The sequence below is a fragment of the Streptomyces sp. NPDC051921 genome (assembly GCF_040680975.1).
GTDB lineage: Bacteria > Actinomycetota > Actinomycetes > Streptomycetales > Streptomycetaceae > Streptomyces.
In genome coordinates, this window is the sequence record NZ_JBFAXU010000005.1 from 37,068 (window position 1) to 58,255 (window position 21,188).

A 21,188-nucleotide genomic window follows, 5' to 3' on the forward strand; every position below is an offset into this window, starting at 1 on the left:
TCTCCTGCTGACGGTCATGCCCGGTCTTCCCTCCCCTTGATCCATCTCTGTGGGCGTCATTCTGGCAGGACGTCCGGGTGATGTTCCTGCGCGTCGGGCGACCTCGGGCGGGCGGACGCGCGCATGCGCTCGATACTCCGGCCATGAGCCCAGCCCGCCTGCCGTCGCGGCCGCGCCTCGCCGCCGCGACCGCGTTCACCGCACTCAGCGTCCTCCTCGCCCTCGGCTCCCCGGTCTCGGCCGCCGGCGGCGCCGGGGGTGACGGCCACCACCACCGCGGGGAGTGCGACAGCTCGCCCCGGCCGGCCGGTGGCCCGGCGCGGGAGGTCCTGCGGGTCGCCGAGCGGGCCAAGGCGGAGATGGGGCTCAAGTCCGTCATCGTGCGGGTCACCGTCGACGGGCGCGAGCTCCTCACGTCGGCGCTCGGCGAGTCGATGACGGGGGTCCCGGCCGAGCCCGCCATGCACTTCCGGAACGGCAACATCGCCATCAGCTACATGGGCACGGCACTGCTGCGGCTGGTCGACCAGGGCAAGGTCCGTCTCGACGACCCGGTCGCGCGCTGGCTGCCCGACCTGAAGGACGGTGAGCGGATCACCCTGCGGATGCTGGGCGCGTCGACCACCGGTCTCGTCGACTACGTCCCCCTGCCCGAGTTCCAGCAGGCCGTCACCGCCGACCCGTTCCGCCACTGGACGGCGAAGGAGCTGGTGGCCCTCGCGGCCGGCAAGCCCCGGTGGTACGAACCGGGGACCAACTGGAGCTACTCGCACGCCAACTTCCTGCTCCTCGGCGAGGCCCTGGAGAAGATCACCGGGACCCGTCTCGACGTGCTGCTGCGGCGGGAGATCACGGGGCCGCTCGGGCTGCGCGAGACCCGCAACGGCTTCACGCCCGAGATCCCGAGTCCCGTCCTGCACGCGTTCGACGCCGACCGCGGGACGTACGAGGAGTCCACCTTCTGGAACCCGTCCTGGACCACGGCGCCCGGCGCGGTGCAGACCACGGACATCTGCGACCTGGAACGCTCGGCCGTCGCCATCGGCTCGGGCGAGCTGCTCTCCCCGGCGTCCTACCGGGAGCTGCTGAACCCGGGGACGGTCGGCCTCGGCCACGCCACGGAGAAGTGTCCGGCGAAGGTCTGCCGGGAGCAGACCGAGGCCACCCACGACGGCATGGGCGTGCTGGTCCTGGGCGACTGGATCTCCCAGCACCCGCTGTTCTTCGGCTACTCCGCCTCGATGGCCTACCTGCCCGCCGAGCGCGTGGCCATCGCCGTGTCGACCACGCTGGGGCCGAAGGCCGCGGGCGGGCACACGGCCCACACCGTCGCGCAGCGCATCGCCGCCGCCCTGACGCCGGCCCGTCCCATCCCCGACTTCGGCTAGCCGTCGAAGGGCGGCGCCGCGGCAGGGCGCCGGGAAGGGGTCCCCGGACGCCCCGGGACGGCGCGGAGCCCCGGGCGGTTCCCCGCCCGGGGCTCCGTCGTGTCAGCGCCTGGGGTCGGCCCCGGCGCCCGCCGGGATCAGCGCAGGTCGAACCGGTCCAGGTCCATGACCTTGGCCCAGGCCGCGACGAAGTCCGTCACGAACTTCGCCTTGGCGTCGTCGGAGGCGTACACCTCGGCGACGGCGCGCAGCTCGGCGTTGGCGCCGAAGACCAGGTCCGCACGGGTACCGGTCCACTTGACCTTGCCGGAGGCGTCGTGGGCCTCGAACGTGGTCTGGTCGTCGGAGGTGGACTTCCAGACGGTGTCCAGGTCGAGCAGGTTGACGAAGAAGTCGTTCGTCAGCTTGCCCGGGGTCTCGGTGAGGACACCGAGGGAGGACTGCGGCTGGGTGACGCCCAGGACGCGCAGACCGCCGACGAGGACCGTCAGCTCCGGGGCGGACAGGGTGAGCAGGTTCGCCTTGTCGACGAGCAGGTACTCGGCGGGGAGGCGGTGGCCCTTGCCCAGGTAGTTGCGGAAGCCGTCCGCGCTCGGCTCCAGGGCGGCGAAGGACTCGACGTCCGTCTGCTCCTGGGAGGCGTCGACGCGGCCCGCGGAGAACGGGACCTCGACGTCGAAGCCGGCGTCCTTGGCGGCCTTCTCGACGGCCGCGCTGCCCGCGAGGACGACGAGGTCGGCGATCGAGACCTGCTTGCCGCCGGCCGCGTTGAAGGACTCCTGGACGCCCTCCAGGACGCGCAGCACCTGGGCGAGCTCGTCCGGGTTGTTGGCCTGCCAGTTGCGCTGCGGCTCCAGGCGGATGCGACCGCCGTTGGCGCCGCCGCGCTTGTCGCTGCCGCGGAAGGAGGAGGCGGCGGCCCAGGCGGCGGAGACCAGCTGGGTCACCGACAGGTCGGAGCCGAGGATCTTCTCCTTGAGGGAGGCGATGTCGGCGGCGTCGATCGGCTCGCCCTGGCGCGCCGGCAGCGGGTCCTGCCAGAGCAGCTCCTCGCTCGGGACCTCGGGGCCGAGGTAGCGCACGACCGGGCCCATGTCGCGGTGGGTGAGCTTGTACCAGGCGCGGGCGAAGGCGTCCGCGAACTGGTCCGGGTTCTCGTAGAAGCGGCGCGAGATCGGCTCGTAGATCGGGTCGAACCTGAGCGACAGGTCGGTGGTGAGCATCGTCGGCAGGTGCTTCTTCGACGCGTCGTAGGCGTCCGGGATGACCGCCTCGGCGTTCTTCGCCACCCACTGGTGCGCGCCGGCCGGGCTCTCGGTGAGCTCGTACTCGTACTCGAAGAGGTTCTTGAAGAAGCCGTTGCCCCACTGGGTGGGCGTCTCGGTCCAGGTGACCTCCAGGCCGGACGTGATCGCGTCCTTGCCCACGCCCGTGCCGTAGGAGCTCTTCCAGCCGAGGCCGAGCTGCTCGATCGGCGCGGCCTCCGGGTCGTCGCCCACGTGGTCGGCCGGGCCGGCGCCGTGCGTCTTGCCGAAGGTGTGGCCACCGGCGATGAGCGCGACGGTCTCCTCGTCGTTCATCGCCATGCGCCCGAAGGTCTCGCGGATGTCGCGGGCGGCGGCGATCGGGTCCGGGTTGCCGTTGGGACCCTCGGGGTTGACGTAGATGAGGCCCATCTGGACGGCGGCGAGCGGGTTCTCCAGCTCGCGGTCGCCGGAGTAGCGCTCGTCGGCGAGCCACTCGGTCTCGGGGCCCCAGTAGACGTCCTCGTCCGGCTCCCACTCGTCGACGCGGCCGCCGCCGAAGCCGAAGGTCTCGAAGCCCATCGTCTCGAGGGCCACGTTTCCGGTGAGGATCATCAGGTCGGCCCAGGAGATGGCCTTGCCGTACTTCTTCTTGACCGGCCAGAGCAGGCGGCGGGCCTTGTCGAGGCTCGCGTTGTCCGGCCAGCTGTTCAGCGGGGCGAAGCGCTGCTGACCGCCGCCGGCGCCGCCGCGGCCGTCGCTGATGCGGTAGGTGCCGGCGCTGTGCCAGGCCATCCGGATCATGAGCGGGCCGTAGTTGCCGAAGTCGGCGGGCCACCAGTCCTGCGAGGTGGTGAGCACCTCGGCGATGTCCTGCTTCACGGCGGCGAGGTCGAGGGCCTTGAAGGCCTCCGCGTAGTCGAACTCCTCACCGAGGGGGTTCGCCACGGCGGGGTTCTTGGCGAGGATCTTCAGGTTGAGCCGCTCCGGCCACCACTGGCGGTTGCCGCCGCCCTGGGTGGGGTGCGCGGCACGGCCGTGCGCGACCGGGCAGCCGCCGGTGCCTTCCGCCGCCGCCTCGTTCTCGGTGACAAGTGGATCGTGCTTCTGCTCAGACATCGGTCTTTCCTTCCGAACCATTCGGATCGCGGAGCTCGGGAACTGCTGAGGCGTCGGGGTGACGGCGTCGGTGTGACCGGCGCACACCCTCTTGGCTACTACTGGAGTCGATCCTATGGTGGACCCAGTCCAAGTCAATACGACAGCCGGACTCATACGGATTACTCGCACAGCAAGGCTGGTGACCATGAGCAATCTGCTGGAACGGCTTCGCCGACGTGGCTGGCGGATGACCGCCCAGCGACGCGTGGTCGCCGAGGTCCTCGACGGCGAGCACATCCACCTGACCGCGGACGAGGTGCTCGTCCTTGCCACGGCGAGACTGCCGGAGATCTCGCGCGCCACGGTGTACAACACGCTGGGCGAGCTCGTCTCGCTCGGCGAGGTGATCGAGGTGTCCAGCGTGGGCCGCGCCAAGCGCTACGACCCGAACGCCCACCAGGCCCACCAGCACCTGGTCTGCGCGGGCTGCGGCACGGTCCGCGACGTCCACCCGGTGGGCGATCCGCTGGACGGACTTCCGGAGGCGGAACGCTACGGCTTCACGGTGACGGGCGTGGAGGTCACGTACCGGGGGGTCTGTCCGGCGTGCGGAGCCACCGGAGCGGTGGCCGAGAACAGCTGAGCCGACCGGCGCGCGTGGCGCCGATCGGCTCAGGTGGGTGTCCATGGTCCGTACCGCTCAGCTCTCGTCCGGCTCCAGCCGCAGCGAGATCGAGTTGATGCAGTACCGCTGGTCGGTCGGGGTCGGGTAGCCCTCGCCCTCGAAGACGTGCCCGAGGTGGGAGCCGCAGCGGGCGCAGCGCACCTCGGTGCGGATCATGCCGTGGGAGGTGTCCGCGAGCAGCTCGACGGCGGAGCTGTCCTTCGGGTCGAAGAAGGACGGCCAGCCGCAGTGCGACTCGAACTTCTCGTTCGACGTGAAGAGCTCGGCGCCGCACGCCCGGCAGGAGTAGACGCCCTTGGTCTTCGTGTCCGTGTACTCACCGCGGAAGGCGGGCTCCGTGCCGGCCAGCCGGAGCACCTGGTACTCCGACGGCGTCAGCTCGGCCTGCCATTCCTCGTCGGTCTTCTCGACCTCGTAGGCCATCGTTCGCTCCCTCAGCGGCTGGTCAGCTCTGGTCGGCTCTTCGTCAGCTCGACAGGTGGGCGAGGATCTTCGGACCCAGGTCCGTGACGTCGCCCGCCCCCATGGTCAGAACCAGGTCGCCGGGCTTCGCCATTCCCGCGACGACCTCGGGGACGGCGGCCTTGTCGTGGACGGGCGTGACGTCGGCCCCGGCCGTACGGGCCGCGGCGACGATCAGCTCGCTGGTGACGCCCGGGATCGGGTCCTCGCGGGCCGGGTAGATGTCCAGGACCACGGACGCGTCGGCGAGCCCGAGGGCCTCGCCCATCTCGCGGCCCAGCTCCTGGGTACGGGAGAAGAGGTGCGGCTGGAAGACGACGAGCAGCCGGGAGGCTCCGGCGGCACCGCGCATGGCCTCCAGGTCGGCGGTCATCTCGGTCGGGTGGTGCGCGTACGAGTCGATGACCTGGACGCCCGCGGCCTCGCCCTTGAGCTGGAGGCGGCGGCCGACGCCGGTGTAGGCGGTGAGCGCCTGGGCGAGCTCGGCCGGGTCGATGCCCACGCGGGAGCCGGCGACGAGCGCGGCCGCGGCGTTGTGGGCGTAGTGGCGGCCGGGGACGGACACCGTGAAGGTGTGCTCGGTGCCGTCGAGGGCGACGGTGACCTCGCTCTTCATGCCGTTCGGCACGATCTTCAGGATGCGGGCGTCGGAGTCCTCGGACTCGCCGACGGTCAGCACCGTCAGACCCTCGCGGCCCGCCACCCGGCGGGCGAGCTCACGGGCGCCCGCGTGCTCGCCGACGACGAGGGTGCCGCCGGGGCGGATCTTGGCGGCGAAGGCCTCGAAGGACTCGTAGATCTCGTCCATCGACGCGTAGTTCGCGTGGTGGTCCAGCTCGACGTTGAGGACGATGGCGACCTCGGGGTCGTACTTCTGGAAGCTGCGGTCGCTTTCATCCGCCTCCGCGACGAAGACCCGGCCGTCGCCGTGCCGGGCGTTCGTGCCCGGGCCCGCGAGGTCGCCGCCGATCGCGTACGAGGGGTCGAGGCCGAGCTCGGTGAGGGCGACGGCCAGCATCGACGTGGTCGTCGTCTTGCCGTGCGTGCCGGCGACGGCGATCGCGCTCAGGCCGTCCATGAGGGAGGCCAGCGCGTCGGAGCGGTGGACGACGGGGATGCCGAGCTCGGCGGCGCGGGCCAGCTCCGGGTTGTCGGCGCGGATGGCGCTGGAGACGACGACGGCGGAGGCGTCGTCGGCCAGGTGCTCGGCGGCGTGGCCGATGTGCACGGTGGCGCCCAGGGCGCGCAGCGACTCGGCGGTCGCGGACTCCTTGGCGTCGCTGCCCGCGACCTTGGCGCCGCGCTGGGCGAGGATCTTCGCGATGCCCGACATTCCGGCACCGCCGATGCCGATGAAGTGCGGCCGTTCCATGGCGGCAGGGATGGCGGGTGCCATGCGGTTCTCTCCCCGGGGGTGCGTGTGGATGTCGAGCCTCCAGCCTAGTGGCTGGCGCCGGGGGCCCCGGGCGGCACGCCCTCGGACCCCCGGCGGCCGTTGCCGCAGCCCGCTCGCCGGCTCGCCTACGCGCTCACTCGCTGTGCGCGAACAGCTTCAGGACCGGCACCCCGACCTTGTGGCGCGCCCGGGACGCCCAGTCGCGGTGGAAGAACTCCTCCACGTAGTGCGGCGCGGTCAGCACGATCACCTCGTCGGCGTTCGTCTCCTCCACGACGGACTTCATCTTGTCCAGGGGGTGGTCCTCGACCACCTGCCCCACGGCCTCGCAGCCCGCCTTTCTCAGCGCCTGGAGGGAGACCTCCAGGGCCTGCTCGGCGAGCGGCCTGGCCTCCTTGCCCTCGGGCTCCTCCCCCTCGCGGGTCGCTTCCTTCAGTTCGCCCATGGCCACGTCGTCGATGGCGCGCAGCAGTACATCGGCCTGGTCACCGCGCGGCTGCATCAGAACGATGAAGGACACACCCTCGTCGCCGTGCAGGGTGGTGACGAAGTCCACGTCGACGGCCGTCAGGGGCTTCTCGATCATCAGAACGCTTGTGAACACCTCAGGAGCCCTTCTGCGGAAACCATCCTTCCCCGTGCCCGCACGGGGACTGCGAGAGTAAGTGTGCCCAGCGGACGCTAAGCGGAACGACAAATTCCGCCGATTGTCAGATCCGACGGTAGCGGGTGAAGAGGAAGCCGTCCTGCTCCAGCACCGACGCCACGGCGAAGCGTTGCGGAACCGCCACGGCAGGGCCTCCGGCGATCCGCTGCGCGGTGCCCGCGGTCATGGTCGGCGAGACGGTCAGGCACAGTTCGTCGAGCACCCCCGCGGCCACGAACTGGCCCAGCAGGCGGGGCCCGCCCTCGGTCAGCTGGCGGCGCAGACCACGCTCCGCGAGAGCCGCCACGGCCCGCTCCGGCTCGACCCCGGGACCGTCGCCGACGATCAGCACCTCGGCACCCGCCCGCTCGGCCTCCGCCCGACGCTCCGGGGAGGACGCGGCGCCCGTCAGGACCAGCGTCGGCACCAGCGGCTCGGCGAAAAGCGGAAGCGAGAAGTCCAGGTCCAGCGAGGCCGTCACGACGGCGATCACCGGCGCCGGCCCCTGCCCCGCCGCCGCCCGGCGGGCGGCGAAGGCGTCCCGCGCCCGGGCCGGACGGTAGCCCTCGCTCCGTACGGTCTCGGCGCCGACCACGACCACGTCGGCCAGACCCCGCAGGGTGCCGAAGATCCGCATGTCGGCCTCGGAGGACAGCGGCTGGGAACGGCCCTCGTGCTGGCCGGCCCCGTCGAGCGAGGAGACCATGTTGGCGCGCAGCCAGCGCGTGCCGGCGGCCTCCGCCGGGTACGTGTAGGCGTCGGCGAGCTCGTCGAGGGACCACTCCCTGTCCGAGGCGTCCGCCGTGCCCGCGGCATGGTCGGTGGCTGTCATGTCCGTCACAGGGAACAGGCGTCGCATCCCCGCAGTCTGACATGGCGCTTACAGTGGGGAACTGTGTCGACCCGTGCCATAACCGAAGCGGCTTCCACCGAAGCGGCCCCGCTCTCGCTCTGCTCCCGAGAGCCGCATGTCCCCGCCGACCGCCTCGTGGCGGAGATGGTGCCGCCGCCCCGCTTCGACGCCGTGCGCTTCGACACGTACATCCCGGACCCGAACCAGCCCAGCCAGATCGAGGCCGTCAAGGTCCTCAGCGGGTTCGCCGAGGGTCTCGGCGGCGCCCACGCCTCCGGCGCGGGCAAGCGCCGCTGGTTCTCCAAGGCCCCGAAGAAGCCCGCCGCCACCGGCCCGCGCGGGGTCTACCTCGACGGCGGGTACGGCGTCGGCAAGACCCACCTGCTCGCCTCCCTCTGGCACGCCACCCCTGCCGAGCCCTCGCTCAAGGCCTTCGGCACCTTCGTGGAGCTCACGAACCTGGTGGGCGCCCTCGGCTTCCAGCAGACCGTGCAGACGCTCAGTGGGCACCGGCTGCTGTGCATCGACGAGTTCGAGCTGGACGACCCGGGCGACACGGTGCTCGTCTCCACCCTGCTCGGCAAGCTGGTCGACGCCGGCGTCGCCCTCGCCGCCACCTCCAACACGCTGCCCGGCAAGCTCGGCGAGGGCCGCTTCGCCGCCGCCGACTTCCTGCGCGAGATCCAGGGCCTGTCGGCGCACTTCCGGCCGCTGCGGATCGACGGCGAGGACTACCGTCACCGCGGCCTGCCCGAGGCTCCGGCCCCGTACGCCGACGAGGTCGTCGCGAAGACCGCGTACGCCACCCCGGGTGCCTCGCTCGACGACTTCCCGCACCTGCTCGACCACCTGGCCAGGGTGCACCCGAGCCGGTACGGCGCGCTGACCGACAACCTGACCGCCGTCTGCCTCACCGACGTGCAGCCGATCCCGGACCAGTCGACCGCGCTGCGCCTCGTCGTGCTCGCCGACCGCCTCTACGACCGTGAGATACCCGTGCTCGCCTCGGGGCTGCCCTTCGACAAGCTGTTCAGCGAGGAGATGCTGAACGGCGGGTACCGGAAGAAGTACTTCCGGGCGATCTCCCGGCTCACCGCGCTCGCACGGGACGCGAAGGGACTGGTCGCGCAGTAGCTTGGGGGCCATACCCGATCGAAAGGGATACACCATGGCCGCTACGCGTACCGCCCACAACGTCTGGGAGGGCGACCTCCTCAAGGGCAAGGGCGTCGTGACGCTCGACTCCTCCGGCATCGGCTCGTACCCGGTGTCCTGGCCGGCCCGTACCGAGGAGCCGAACGGCGTGACCAGCCCCGAGGAGCTGATCGCCGCCGCGCACTCCTCCTGCTACAACATGGCGTTCTCCAACATCCTGGCCAAGGCCGGCAACCCGCCGACCCGCCTGGAGACCAGGGCCGACGTCACCTTCGTGCCCGGCGAGGGCATCACGGGCAGCCACCTGACCGTGCGCGGCGAGGTGCCCGGCCTGGACGCCGACCAGTTCCAGGCGCTCGCCGAGGACGCCAAGAAGAACTGCCCGGTCAGCCAGGCGCTGACGGGGACGACGATCACGCTGACGGCCGAGCTGGCCTGAGCACCCCCTGGGGCAACGCGTGACCCACATGGTTCACGTGCCACCACTGTGCGTGGTACACACATGCGGGTCACGCGTCACACACCTGTCCGCCAACAGGAAGTGGGTTGCCTCATGTCCGCAACACGACGTCAGATCCTCGCCGCCGGCATCGTCTTCACCGGCGCCCTCTCCGAACTCTTCGCCGGCGGCACCGCCGCGGCCTCCGCGCTCGGCCACCAGGCCGGGTACGGTCCGCTGGTCCCCGACCCGGCCGGACTGCTCGACCTCCCCGCCGGCTTCCACTACAAGGTCCTCTCCCGGCAGGGCGATCCGCTCCGCTCCGGCGAAGGACCCGTCCCGAGCAACCACGACGGCATGGGCGCCTTCGCCGGCCGCCGCGGCCGGGTGCATCTCGTGCGGAACCACGAGAACCGGGTCACCGGACGCATCGGCGTGCCGACCGTCGAGGGCCTCACCTACGACCCGGCCGCCAAGGGCGGCTGCACGGCCCTCGAACTCGACGGCCGGAACGACGTGCTCGGCGAACGGGTCGCCATCGCCGGCACCGCCGTCAACTGCGCGGGCGGGCCCACCCCTTGGAACACCTGGCTGACCTGCGAGGAGACCGAGGACCGGGCAGGGACCAACGGGTACACGAAGGACCACGGCTTCGTCTTCGAGGTCGACGGCGCCGATCCGCGCCGCACGGGCGCGGTGCCGCTCACCGCGATGGGCCGCTTCCAGCACGAGGCCGTCGCGATCGACCCGCGGAGCGGGATCGTCTACGAGACCGAGGACGCCTTCCAGGCACCCTTCGGCCTCTTCTACCGCTTCCTGCCGCACAGGCCTCTCGGCGGTACCGGTTCGCTGCGCGCGGGCGGCGCCCTGGAGGCGATGCGGGTGCCGGGCGTGCCGGACCTGTCGGCGGTCCAGGAGACGGGTGCCCGCTTCGAGGGCGTCGAGTGGGTGCCCGTACCGGATCCCCTGGCCGCCGGGACCCCGGTGAGGCTCCAGGACTTCGGCCCGAAGGGCATCACGCACGCGCAGAAGCTGGAGGGCTGCTACTGGGGCGGGAACGGCGGCGGTCCGGGGGCGGTGTACTTCGTGTCGTCGTTCGCCCGCGCCAAGGACGGCTCCGCGGGCACCCACTTCGGGCAGGTGTGGAAGTACGAACCGCACCGGCGCCGGCTCACCCTCGTCGTCGTCTTCGGCCCGGACACGGACGTGCGGCTGCCGGGCGAGTCCCCGGACAACATCTGCCTCGCCCCGACCGGCGGTCTGATGGTCTGCGAGGACGGGGACGGCGCGCAGCACGTCTTCGGCGTGAGCCGGAAGGGCGAGGTGTACCCGGTGGCCCGCGGCGCGCAGAACATCGGGACCCCGGACGCCCCGGAGTGGGGCGAGTTCGCGGGCGTCACGTTCTCGCCGGACGGCTCGACGATGTACGTGAACTGCTACACGCCGGGGACGACGTTCGCGGTGACGGGCCCCTGGTGCTGATCAGCCGAGCGCGTACCGCACCTCGGTGAGCCGCTCGGACAGCTCCCACAGGCGGCGGCCGGTCTCCGGATCGGTCGCCGCCGGCGCGTAGCCGACCGGCCTGGGCGCGCCGCGCAGTTCGCCGGGCCCGTCCGGCCCGAGGAACGCGCCGCCCTCGACGTGCGGCGCGGTCGCCGCGTACAGCTGCGGCAGGGCGCCGACCTCCGGGGCCTGGGCGACCAGTGGGCCGAGGATCCGCCCGAACACCCACCGCACCAGGGCGACGGGGGTGTCGTTCTGGAGGTTGGTGGCCGTGTACCCGGGGTGGGCGAGGACGCTGCGCACCGGACTGCCGGCGGCGGTGAGGCGCTGGTGCAGCTCGTGGCCGAAGACGGTGTTGGCGAGCTTGGCCTGGTTGTAGTGGCCCATGGGCGAGTAGCGGCGGGAACCGTGGATGTCGTCGAAGTCGATGCGCCCCTTGCGGTGCTGGAGGCTGCTGACGGTGACGACCCTCGGGTCGCGCCCGGCGGCGAGGCGGTCGAGCAGCAGCCCGGTGAGAGCGAAGTGGCCGAGGTGGTTGGCGGCGAACTGGAGCTCGTGGCCCTGGGCGCTGAGGGTGCGCGGCGGTGCCATCACGCCGGCGTTGTTGACGAGCACGTCGAGGCGCGGGTGCTCGGCGCGCAGCGCGCCGGCGAAGTCCCGTACGGAGTCGAGGTCGGCGAGGTCGACCCGCCGGACGTCGAGCCGGGCGCCCGGGACCTGGGCGGTGATGCGCTGCGCGGCGGCGCTGCCCTTCCCCTCGTCGCGGACGGCGAGGACGACGTGCCCGCCGTGGCGGGCGAGCTCACGGGTGGTGGCGAGGCCGAGGCCGCTGTTGGCCCCGGTGACGACGAAGATCCGCCCGGTGAGGTCGGGGATGCGGTCGGCGTTCCACTGCTCTGTCGCATGGGTCATGTGACACACGCTGCCGCTCGTGACACTTGGTGTCAAGAGCTTCCCCGAGTGACAGCGGGCCGGGCTAGGATCGGCGCATGACGTCCGACAACCTCACGCTGGCCGAGCGCAAACGCCTCCTCGTCGCGACCGAACTGACCGAGGCGGCACTCCAGCTCCTCGCCCGGCGCGGCTTCGACGCCGTCACGGTGGACGAGATCGTGGCCGAGGCCGGGGTGTCGAAGCGGACCTTCTTCCGCTACTTCGCCTCCAAGGAGGACGTGGTCGTCCAGTTCCTCTCCGGCATGGGCGCCGAGATCCACGCGGCGCTCGCGGAGCGCCCGGCCGGCGAGCCGCCGTCGGCGTCGCTGCGGCACGCCGTCGCCGTACCGCTGGCCGCCTGCACCCTGGACCGGCCCGACCACGCGGCCCGCGCGCTGCGCGTGGTCCAGCTGATCCTGCGCACCCCGGCACTCCTCGGGCGCCTGCTGGAACGGCAGGCCGAGTGGCGCGAGACGCTCGCGGGCGAGCTGGCCCGCCGCCAGGGCCAGGACCCGGCCGTCGACCTGTACCCGCGGCTGGCGGCGGGGACCGCGCTGGTCGCCTTCCACACGGCGCTCCAGCGGTGGGCGGACAGCGAGGCGGCGGAGGACCCGCTGCTGCTCCTCGACCGGGCCTTCGCGGTGGTGCGCCCGGCGCTCGACGCGCAGGATCGGTAAGAGGCCGCCGTACGGGAAGGGCGCGAGATGCCGAAGAAGAAGCAGCCGGACCAGTCCCTGCGGGAGTTGCTGAGGCTCCCGGTCGGCGAACCCGTCAACCTCGCCTCGTACGACGCCTCGGCGACCCCGGGCGGCCCGGAGGGCAAGGCGGCCGGTCTGGCCGCCACCGCCGAGCTGGGCCCCCTCCTCGCCGATCTGCAGGAGCGCCTGTACGCGGCGAGCACGGCGGGCGACCGGCGCCGGCTGCTCCTCGTGCTCCAGGGCATGGACACCAGCGGCAAGGGCGGGACGGTCAAACACGTGATCGGCCACTTCAACCCCTCGGGCTGCCGCATCCGCGCCTTCAAGGCCCCGACCGAGGAGGAGAGCGGGCACCCCTTCCTGTGGCGCGTCACGAACGCCCTCCCGCAGGCGGGCGAGATCGGCATCTTCGACCGGTCGCACTACGAGGACGTCCTGATCGCGCGCGTCCGCGAGCTGGTCCCGCGGGACGAGATCGAGGACCGCTACGGCGAGATCGCGGGATTCGAGAAGTCCCTCGCGGACAACGGCGTCACGGTCGTCAAGGTCTTCCTCCACATCTCGTACGAGGAGCAGCGCAAGCGGCTCCTGGAGCGCCTGGACAATCCCGAGAAGCACTGGAAGTTCAACCCGGGCGACATCGCGGAACGCGCCCTGTGGCCCGCCTACCAGAAGGCGTACGCACTCGCCCTGGAGCGCTGCGCGACCGACCGCACCCCCTGGTACCTGGTCCCGGCCGACCGCAAGTGGTACCGCAACTGGGCGATCAGCACCCTGCTGCTCGAACACCTGGCGGAACTGGACCCGCAGTACCCGAAGGGCGACTTCGACGTGGCGGAGTGCCGGGCGCGACTGCTGGAGTCCTGAGCGCGCACGGGCCATGGCGCGTCAGCTCACCGCGTGGACTCGGGCGCCGCTGCTGTCGAGCCGCGAACGCTGACGAAGTTCGATCGGCTAATTTCGCCGGGTGACCATTCCTGTACGAAAACTGTCGGCACTCGCTCTCCTGGGTGCCGTACTGGTCGGCTGCGGCGGCGGCGCGGCCGACCAGCTCCCGCAGAGCGGCACGACGCCCTCCACGCCCTCCTCCGCGACGTCCACGGCGAAGGCGGCGGCCCCGCCCGCCCCCGGCCATCAGGCGGCGCCCGCGCGGAAGGTCCCACCGAAGCCGGCGCTCGCGGCGGGCGGCCTGACCCCGGTCTACAGCCACCGGGTGAAGAGCCCCGAGAAGGTCGTCGCGCTCACCTTCGACGCCGACATGACGGCCGACCAGGGACCGCGCGCGGCCGGCGGCGAGCACTTCGACAACCCGCAGCTGATCGCGACCCTGCGCCGGCTGAAGGTCGACGCGACCGTGTTCATGACGGGCCGCTGGGCCGAGGAGTACCCCGACCAGGCCAGGTCGATCGGCAACGACGCCCGCTTCGAGATCGCCAACCACTCGTTCAGCCACTACGCCTTCGCGAGCCCCTGCTACGGCCTCCCGACCGTCGCCCGGCCGGACATGGCCGCCGACGTCCAGCGCGCCTTCGACGCCTTCCGCGACGCCGGGGCCACCAACGTCGTCCCCTACTTCCGCTTCCCCGGCGGCTGCTACGACGACGCGGCCCGCCGCGCCCTCGCCCCCGCCGGCGTCACCGCCGTGCAGTGGGACGTGGTCAGCGGCGACGCCTTCGCCAAGGACGCCGACGCCGTCGCCGACCAGGTCCTCTCCGGGGTGAAGCCCGGCTCCCTGGTCGTCATGCACTGCACCCGCAGCGCCGCCCCGGTGACCGAGCAGGCCGTCCGCCGGATCGTCCCGGAGCTGCGCGCGAAGGGCTACCGCTTCGTGAAGGTGTCGGAGCTGATGAGCCGTTAGCGGGGGTCCCGGGTCCGTCAGGGCCGGGTGAGGAGCTTCACGACGATCGAGCCGTCCCGCCGGGCCTTGCGCCACGGGAACTCGCAGACCATCCGGTCCACCTCGACCGGCTGCTCCACTATGGTGCGCGCGGGGAACGCCTTGCACTTCCCCTGGTCGGCGAACTTGGGGCAGTCCCCGTTCGGCTTGCGGAACTGGTGGGCGCGCCAGGCGAGCGTCCCCGCCAGCTGCTCGTCGGGGTGGGTCGGCAGGTACTGGTTGCTGAAGAACGAGCCGACCATGCCGCCCGCGAGCGCCATGGCCAGCAGCACCCCGACGGCCGTGAAGCGCCGGGCGTCGGGCCGGTCGCCCGTCCGCAGCCGCTTGACCACCGGGACGAGCCGCTGCGCGGCGACCACGCAGGCGAGGACCGTGAGCGCGGTGAGCGTCACCTGGATCTGCATCATGGTGCGGGGGAAGAGCTGCACCTGCTGGTCGGCCTCCATGTGGCCGGCCAGCCAGAAGCGGATCAGCCACGCGCTGCCGAAGCAGGCGAGCGGGGCGACGACCACGGCCTTGCGCAGGCCGAGCGCCACGGCGAAACCGAGGCCGATCAGCACGATCACCGCGTACATGTGCAGGCCGGAGAACTCGCCGACCCCCGGGTACTCGCCCGGCTGGTCCCAGGCCAGACCGGTCAGCGGCGTGGTGCCGATGTAGGCGGGCTCGGTGAGCGTGTAGCCCGAGCACCACTGGTCACGGGTGCTGGTCGCGCCGAGCAGGACCCGCAGGTACACCCCCGCCACCAGCAGGAAGCCGAGCAGCGAGCTGCCGAGGAAGAGCAGGCCGCGCAGCCGGCCGGTGCGCCAGGGGTAGAAGAAGACGGTGGCGACGAGCACTCCGGGCAGCGACCACAGGTGCCAGCCGGAGTAGACGAGGAAGAGCAGGCCGAAGAGCAGGCCGAGGAAGGCGCCGCGCAGCACGGTGCCCCGCGCGGTGAACCGCGGCGAGGCGCGCAGCCACATCAGCAGCTTCGCGATCAGCGGCAGCAGCAGGACCAGGACGAAGGGGCTGTACGGCTTGTGCGGCAGCGTCTGCTGCAGCGCGGGCAGCAGACCCACGGCGAGGGCCGGCAGCGGCTTCAGGCACATCCGCCAGAACAGGTAGGCAGCGGGTCCGGTGAGCGCCACGAAGGCGATGAACACCCACTTGAAGGCGAAGGCGGGCTGGCCGTCGAAGAAGCCGAGCTTCGCCGCGTAACCGAGCAGGTACGGCACGGCAGGCGGGTAGAAGCCGTCCATCGCACCGGTGTGCAGCACCTCCTCGCCCCAGCCGAGGATGCGGTTGTTGTCGCCGAAGGGGCCGTTCAGCGGCCACGGCGTGCCGCGCAGCGCGAAGACCTGTCCCGCCCCGAGGAAGCCCGTGGTCAGTCCGGCGACGGCCGCGGCGGCGAGCCGCGTGGTCAGCCGGCGGACGCGCGGGGTGCCGCGGACGGTCGCCCAGCCCACGACGGCCAGGACGACCAGGACCAGGAAGGCGAACCGGAGCTGAAGGTTCGACAGGCCGCTGATCTGCCCCACCCGGGTGATCGGGCTGTTGCCGACGGACAGCCCCCAGACGGTGAAGCAGAGGGCCGTGGCAAGGGCCACCGCGACCTCGCCGGACGCCGGGCCCCAGCGGCGCACCGTCCGCCGCGCGAGATCCGCGGGCGTTCTTCGCCCGGCGGCGGGGCGGAGGTCCGGAGCCGGCTCGGCCGGCTCCAGCGTCGTGACTGTATTCACCTGTCTGTCTCTCCCCGTACGGCCCGGGTGGGCACCCGGGGCCGTCACGGCATGCGTGATAGGGCACCACCCTGGCACCGGAGAGTCAGATTCCTCAGGTGCCACTCGGGTTGCCCCGGCACCGAAGTGATCTGTGTCTCGGTGCCGGACGGTACGAGGAGGGCCGCGACCCCCGTCAGGCGTTGCGCTGGCGGGGGACCCGCACCGTGCGGGCGAGCTTGCGCTTGACCCTGGTGAAGGTGGAGGGCGGGGCCGGCTGCGGCTTCAGGGTGACGGTCAGCTGACCGCCCTGGGGGGCGACGCTGACGGTGTACGGGCGGCCGGCTCCGGGCACCAGGGCGAGCGTGCGGCGGTCCGCCTGGCGCGGGATGCCCGTGCCGAGGGCGCCGCCGAGCCCGCCCCGGGCCGTCAGGCCCTGCGCCGAGCAGCGGAGGCTGATCTCCCACGTGCCGGCCTCGAGCGGAGCGCCGTCGCCGAGGGCCGCGAGGTCGAGGGCGACGCGGAAGCCGGCCTGGCCGTAGTCGTACGTCTCCCGGCCCCGGCTGACCGTGAGGTGCGGGGAGGTCTCGCGGGTGACCGGCACCACGACCTCGCGCTTGCTGCCACGGTGCCGCAGCACGACCTCGGTGGTCAGCGCGTCGGTGTCGACCTGGTCGAGGTAGGCGTAACCGGCGAGCTCGACCACGCTGCCCTGCCAGTTGAGCTCGTCGACCCGGCGGCGCGGGCTGACGCCGACGGCCGCGTCGGTGACGTCGCACAGCTCGGCGTACGCGGCGGAGTCGGCCGGCGGGTAGGGCGCGGCGGCGTACAGCCGCCCGTCACGGACGACGGTCTTGCCGGGCCGGCCGGCGAGGTCCCACTCGATGACGCTCGCGAGCTCGTCGAGGAGTCCCTCCTTGATGCAGTGCACGCGCAGTCGCTCGGCCACGTCGAGCCGGGAGAACACGCCGGGGGTGACCCAGCGCTCGGCGTGCGGGCGGGCGAGCTCGACGACGGCCTTGCGCTCGGCCTCGGTGTCGTTCAGGTAGCGTCGGTCGAAGCGGCGCAGCAGCTCGACCTTGGCGTGCCGGGTGATCATCCGGTCGCGCAGGTCGCCGGGCTCGGTGAGCCCTTCGACGATGCCGACGAGCTCGTCCGCCTGCGCCACCATCGTCGGGTAGTCGAGCCCACCGGCGGTGATGTTGCCGTTGTCGGCGCGCCCGACCAGGTAGTAGCAGTCGTAGTCGGCCAGGATCGATATCACCGAGCTGTGCAGATAGGCACGGGCGACGAAGTGCTGGTCCTCGCTGATCCGCATGTGCTCGGGGAAGCGCAGCCCGTGCTCCTCCAGCATGGCGCGCCGGAACAGCTTGAAGGGCATCAGCGTCCAGTAGACGACCGCCGGGTCGGCGTGGTCCACGTTCTTCGCGAAGACCTCCCGGACCTCCTTGCGGATGAGCCGGCCGACGCCGACGAGCTTGGCGAGCACGGTGTCGGAGCCGTTCTTCTCGGCCATCGCGACGAGCCGCTCCAGGGCCTGCGGCCCGAGGCAGTCGTCCCCGTCCAGGAAGAACACGTACGTGCCGGTGGCGTGGTCGAGTCCCACGTTCCGCGGCCTGCTGGGCCCGCCCGACGCCTCCTGGTGCACGACCTTCACGACCCCGGGGTACGAGGCCGCCCACGTGTCCAGGAACTCCCCGCTGCCGTCCGTGCTGCCGTCGTCGACGGCGACGATCTCGACCGCGTCCGTCCCGATGCTCTGCCGGGCGACCGAGGCGAGGGTCTGCTCCAGGTACGGCATGGCGTTGTAGACGGGGACGACCACGGAGACGGTGGGCGTGCGGGTTGCGCTCATGGTGCGGTGGCTCCCGTGCGGAAAGTGTGAAGGGCGAGGACACCGTACGGCACATCCCGGTGCCCGCGGCAGGGGTCGTTCAGCCTGATCCCGCAGCCCGTTGGCCCTCCGGTCACCCGGAGGACGTCCTCCGTCCCTTCACGTCCGCCAGGCCGTCGCCCGGCACGCGAGGGCCGTCGCGGCCGTCGCGAGCACCAGGGCGACGGCGAGCGCGAGCCACGGCAGGGCGACCGCCGGCGCGTGGGCGTCGGTGACCAGGGCGGTGACGGTGGTGCGGACCGGGGAACCGGCGGTGACCAGGGCGAGGAGGGAGCCGAGGACGAGGGTGGCGAGGGACCAGCCGCGGGAGGGGATGAGGGGGCGGGTGGTGAGGGCACCGACGGCCGCGCCGGTCAGGACGCAGACGGCGGCCGCGAGCAGGCCCTCGGCGCCCGCCGCGAGCGCGTCGACCCCGCGCCGGTCGCCCACCGCCGTCACGCCGAGCGCCGTGCCCGCGCCGACGAGCAGGACGGCCGCGGTGCCGGTGAGGATCGCCGCCAGGTGCGCCCGGGCCCGGCCGGCGGCCGCCGCGATCACGGTGCGGGCGGCGGGCGGCTCCTGGTTCAGGCAGATCCGCACCGCCCAGGCCGTCACCGGTACGAGCCCGGTCACCGCGTAACCGAGGGCGCCGAGCACCGGCTCGCCCGGGCGGACACCGACGCCGACGTACGCCGCGTACAGGAGGAAGGGCGCCAGCCAGCGCTGCGAGCGCAGGAGCAGGGCGGTCTGGTAGCGGAGCAGGGCGGTCATGGCCGTACGCCTTCGGTGATCACTTCGTCCGTCAGGTCCTCGATGTGCCAGCCCTCGTCCAGCAGGGCCCGGAGGAGGGCGTCGGACCGGTCCGCGGCCACGGTCGCGGTGAGCCGGGCGCCGTGCCGTGCGCAGTCCGGCGGGCCGGGCAGGCCCGCGGGGAGCCGGGTGCCGCCGGAGGCGGTGATGCGGACACGGGCGGAGCGAGGCGGTGCGGCGGGGGCGGCGGGCGTCCTGTGGAGCCCGCCCTCCGACACCGTGTACTCCGCGTCCGCCGCTCCCTCCAGTCGGCGCGGGTCGTGGTCGACGAAGACGACGCGGGCGCCCGCCTCGCCCCGTTCCCGCACCGCGCGGTCGAGTTCGCCGCGCGCCGCCGTGTCCAGGCCGGTCCAGGCCTCGTCGAGGACGAGGAGGCCCGGCCCGGCGAGGAGGGCCTGGGCGACGGCGACCTTCTGGCTGGTGCCCTTGGAGAGGGCGGAGAGCGGGCTGTCCGCGTACGCGGCCGCGCCGAAGCGGTCCAGCCACTCCCCCGCCCGGGTCCGCGCCGTACGCCCGTCGAGGCCCTGGACGCGGCCCAGGTGGACGAGGTACCCGGCCGCCGTCAGCGGGAGGGCGGCGGGAAAGCGCTCGGGGACGTACGCGGTACGGGCCGGGCGACCGGTGACGCGGCCCGCGCTGGGGGCGTCGATGCCGGCGATCAGACGCAACAGGGTCGACTTGCCCGAGCCGTTGGTGCCGGTGACGCGGGTCAGGGTGCCGGCGGGCAGGCCGAGGCCCACCTCGCGCAGCACCCAGGGCCCGCGTGGTGCGTAGCGGCGTCCGACGCGTTCCAGGATCACGGTCGGTCCGGGTTCAGTTGGCGACCTTCTGCGGGGTCGCCTCGCTCGGGCGGACGATGACGAAGCCCTGGCCCTCCAGCTTGAGCTGGACGGCCTCGCCCGAGCCTCCGCGCATCATCGAGCCGAACGACTGCGAGCGGTGCAGCGAGGTCTGCAGCCGTTCGCTCCAGCCGACGACGGCGTCCGTGTCCACGAAGACCGGTTCCTGCGGGCTGACCGGGATGACGATCGGGTTGCCCTCGCACATCAGGGCGATCTTGCCGTAGCCCGTGAAGACGCTGTTGAACAGGCCGCCGCCGGTCATGCCGGCGCCCTTCACCGTCTTGATCTCGTAGTGGAGCGAGGAGTCGAAGCACAGCACGTTGCGGCCGTTGACGGTCAGGGCGTCGCCCTGCTCGATCTCCACGATGAAACAGTTCTGCGCCTCGTGGGCGAACCACGCCTCGCCCTGACCGCGCACGGCCATCAGCGCCAGGCCCTCGCCGGTCACGGCACGCTTGAGCAGGCCGCCGAGGCCCTGGCTCTTGTGCTCGAACTGGAGGTTCCCCCGGAAGGCGATCATCGAGCCCTGTCGGGCGTGCATCTCACCGTTGACGGCGTACTTGACCGACTTGGCGTTCTGGAGGGTCATCCCCGGAAACGTCGCCGCCTCGGCGAGGTGCTCACTGGCGAAAAGATCACTCTTCATGCGGGGCATCCTGTCCCGGAAGGACTCATTCCCACAAGAATCGCTCGTACGGGCATGCGGTCGGGCGGTGGCAGACTTGCCGGGTGAGCAGCAACGACACCCGTGACGAGAAGCCGCAGTTCGTCCTCCCCCTCGTGGTCCGCATCGAGAAGGCCGCGCCCCCGGCCCGTACCGACGCCCTGGAGACGGCCGCCCGCGCGGTCCTGGAGATCCTGGCCGACGAGCGGTCCCTCGGCGAGGGCGAGTGGGCCCAGGCCATGACGGACTGGCAGGACGCCCGGATCCGCAAGGTCGTACGGCGGGCCCGCGGCGCGGAGTGGCGCCGGGCGGCGGCCCTTCCGGGGATCACGGTGACGGGCACGGGGACGGACGCGGGCACGGACGCGGGCACGGGGACGGGGACGGGCGCGGGGACGGACGCGGGCACAGACGCGGGCACGGGGACGGGCGCGGGGACGGGCCCGGGCGCGGAGGGCGAGGCCGGTGTCGTTCCCGCCGCCGAGGTACGGGTGTTCCCGCCCGTCCCGCTCGACGGCTGGCCCAAGGAGCTGGCCAAGCTCCAGGTCTCCGGCACCGACCTCGACGACCCCGTCGAGCCCGGGCCGGTGCCGGAGGACACGGTCGTGCTGTGGCTCAACCCCGAGCTCGACATGTCCGCGGGCAAGACGATGGCGCAGGCCGGGCACGGCGCCCAACTGCTGTGGTGGGAGCTGTCGGACGCCGACCGCAAGAGCTGGCGCGAGGCCGGCTTCCCGCTCGCGGTCCGGACGGCCGACCCGGAGCGCTGGGCGCGGCTGACGGCGGGCGGCCTCCCGGTGGTGCGGGACGCGGGCTTCACCGAGATCGCCCCCGGGTCGTGCACGGTCGTGGCCGAGGGGAGCGAGCGGGTCGGCGGGCGCCTGCGGCTGCGGTAGCCG

At 72.5% G+C, this 21,188-nt stretch carries 20 protein-coding genes; 9 read left to right on the forward strand and 11 right to left on the reverse strand.

What is annotated here, in order from left to right; translation table 11 throughout:
* Positions 1–143 precede the first annotated feature (143 nt).
* Complete coding sequence (locus tag AB0M16_RS08745; protein WP_365340335.1) at positions 144–1,388, forward strand: serine hydrolase domain-containing protein; 1,245 nt, start codon at positions 144–146, stop codon at positions 1,386–1,388.
* A 137-nt stretch (positions 1,389–1,525) separates the two neighbouring features.
* On the opposite strand, the gene katG is transcribed toward AB0M16_RS08745, so the two are convergent.
* Positions 1,526–3,751 carry a catalase/peroxidase HPI gene (gene katG / locus AB0M16_RS08750; RefSeq protein ID WP_365340337.1) on the reverse strand — a complete coding sequence of 742 codons (2,226 nt, stop codon included), beginning with the start codon at positions 3,749–3,751 and terminating at the stop codon, positions 1,526–1,528.
* A gap of 187 nt (positions 3,752–3,938) precedes the next feature.
* Here katG and AB0M16_RS08755 point away from each other — a divergent pair, with 187 nt between their 5' ends.
* Positions 3,939–4,376 (forward strand): Fur family transcriptional regulator, encoded by a 438-nt coding sequence (locus AB0M16_RS08755; RefSeq protein ID WP_365340339.1) that lies wholly within the window; start codon positions 3,939–3,941, stop codon positions 4,374–4,376.
* 57 nt (positions 4,377–4,433) lie between these two features.
* Here the strand turns inward: AB0M16_RS08755 and msrB are convergent, their stop codons facing one another.
* From msrB to AB0M16_RS08775, 4 genes are all read right to left on the reverse strand, one after another.
* On the reverse strand, positions 4,434–4,841 hold the full coding sequence (gene msrB, locus AB0M16_RS08760) for a peptide-methionine (R)-S-oxide reductase MsrB (RefSeq protein ID WP_365340341.1): 408 nt from the start codon (positions 4,839–4,841) through the stop codon (positions 4,434–4,436).
* Between the two features lie 43 nt (positions 4,842–4,884).
* Positions 4,885–6,276, reverse strand: coding sequence for a UDP-N-acetylmuramate--L-alanine ligase (gene murC / locus AB0M16_RS08765; protein ID WP_365340343.1), 1,392 nt, complete (start codon positions 6,274–6,276; stop codon positions 4,885–4,887).
* Positions 6,277–6,409: 133 nt separating this feature from the next.
* Positions 6,410–6,880, reverse strand: a complete 471-nt coding sequence (locus AB0M16_RS08770; RefSeq protein WP_365340345.1) for an indole-3-glycerol phosphate synthase — start codon at positions 6,878–6,880, stop codon at positions 6,410–6,412.
* A 106-nt stretch (positions 6,881–6,986) separates the two neighbouring features.
* On the reverse strand, positions 6,987–7,781 hold the full coding sequence (locus tag AB0M16_RS08775; protein ID WP_365340347.1) for a pyrimidine reductase family protein: 795 nt from the start codon (positions 7,779–7,781) through the stop codon (positions 6,987–6,989).
* A 36-nt stretch (positions 7,782–7,817) separates the two neighbouring features.
* Between AB0M16_RS08775 and zapE the strand changes: the two genes are divergently transcribed.
* The 3 genes from zapE (at position 7,818) to AB0M16_RS08790 (ending at position 10,851) form a co-directional block, all read left to right on the forward strand.
* Entirely contained in the window at positions 7,818–8,909 is a 1,092-nt protein-coding gene (gene zapE, locus AB0M16_RS08780; protein WP_365340349.1) for a cell division protein ZapE, read from the forward strand.
* Between the two features lie 34 nt (positions 8,910–8,943).
* Positions 8,944–9,369: an OsmC family protein gene (locus AB0M16_RS08785; protein WP_365340351.1), complete on the forward strand. Its 426-nt coding sequence runs from the start codon at positions 8,944–8,946 to the stop codon at positions 9,367–9,369.
* Between the two features lie 114 nt (positions 9,370–9,483).
* A complete protein-coding gene (locus tag AB0M16_RS08790; RefSeq protein ID WP_365340353.1) occupies positions 9,484–10,851 on the forward strand; it encodes an alkaline phosphatase PhoX in 1,368 nt (455 codons plus the stop codon).
* Here AB0M16_RS08790 and AB0M16_RS08795 read toward each other — a convergent pair whose 3' ends face one another.
* Positions 10,852–11,784: an oxidoreductase gene (locus AB0M16_RS08795; protein WP_365340355.1), complete on the reverse strand. Its 933-nt coding sequence runs from the start codon at positions 11,782–11,784 to the stop codon at positions 10,852–10,854.
* A 77-nt stretch (positions 11,785–11,861) separates the two neighbouring features.
* Here AB0M16_RS08795 and AB0M16_RS08800 point away from each other — a divergent pair, with 77 nt between their 5' ends.
* The 3 genes from AB0M16_RS08800 (at position 11,862) to AB0M16_RS08810 (ending at position 14,361) form a co-directional block, all read left to right on the forward strand.
* Positions 11,862–12,482 (forward strand): TetR family transcriptional regulator, encoded by a 621-nt coding sequence (locus AB0M16_RS08800; RefSeq protein WP_365340357.1) that lies wholly within the window; start codon positions 11,862–11,864, stop codon positions 12,480–12,482.
* Between the two features lie 27 nt (positions 12,483–12,509).
* Positions 12,510–13,370: a polyphosphate kinase 2 family protein gene (locus AB0M16_RS08805; protein WP_365340359.1), complete on the forward strand. Its 861-nt coding sequence runs from the start codon at positions 12,510–12,512 to the stop codon at positions 13,368–13,370.
* 121 nt (positions 13,371–13,491) lie between these two features.
* A complete protein-coding gene (locus AB0M16_RS08810; RefSeq protein ID WP_365340751.1) occupies positions 13,492–14,361 on the forward strand; it encodes a polysaccharide deacetylase family protein in 870 nt (289 codons plus the stop codon).
* Positions 14,362–14,378: 17 nt separating this feature from the next.
* On the opposite strand, the gene AB0M16_RS08815 is transcribed toward AB0M16_RS08810, so the two are convergent.
* The 5 genes from AB0M16_RS08815 to AB0M16_RS08835 all read right to left on the reverse strand — a co-directional run bounded on the left by AB0M16_RS08815 (position 14,379) and on the right by AB0M16_RS08835 (position 20,271).
* Positions 14,379–16,121 carry a hypothetical protein gene (locus AB0M16_RS08815; RefSeq protein ID WP_365340361.1) on the reverse strand — a complete coding sequence of 581 codons (1,743 nt, stop codon included), beginning with the start codon at positions 16,119–16,121 and terminating at the stop codon, positions 14,379–14,381.
* 175 nt (positions 16,122–16,296) lie between these two features.
* The gene (locus AB0M16_RS08820) at positions 16,297–17,955 is read right to left on the reverse strand and encodes a glycosyltransferase family A protein (protein ID WP_365340363.1); all 1,659 of its coding nucleotides are present in this window, start codon (positions 17,953–17,955) and stop codon (positions 16,297–16,299) included.
* A 138-nt stretch (positions 17,956–18,093) separates the two neighbouring features.
* Entirely contained in the window at positions 18,094–18,744 is a 651-nt protein-coding gene (locus AB0M16_RS08825; protein ID WP_365340365.1) for an ABC transporter, read from the reverse strand.
* Entirely contained in the window at positions 18,741–19,583 is an 843-nt protein-coding gene (locus AB0M16_RS08830) for an ATP-binding cassette domain-containing protein (RefSeq protein ID WP_365340367.1), read from the reverse strand. Before AB0M16_RS08830 ends, AB0M16_RS08825 begins: the two co-directional genes overlap by 4 nt.
* A 13-nt stretch (positions 19,584–19,596) precedes the next feature.
* Positions 19,597–20,271, reverse strand: a complete 675-nt coding sequence (locus tag AB0M16_RS08835) for an AIM24 family protein (RefSeq protein ID WP_365340369.1) — start codon at positions 20,269–20,271, stop codon at positions 19,597–19,599.
* 83 nt (positions 20,272–20,354) lie between these two features.
* Between AB0M16_RS08835 and AB0M16_RS08840 the strand changes: the two genes are divergently transcribed.
* Positions 20,355–21,185: an aminoacyl-tRNA hydrolase gene (locus AB0M16_RS08840; protein WP_365340371.1), complete on the forward strand. Its 831-nt coding sequence runs from the start codon at positions 20,355–20,357 to the stop codon at positions 21,183–21,185.
* Positions 21,186–21,188 lie beyond the last annotated feature (3 nt).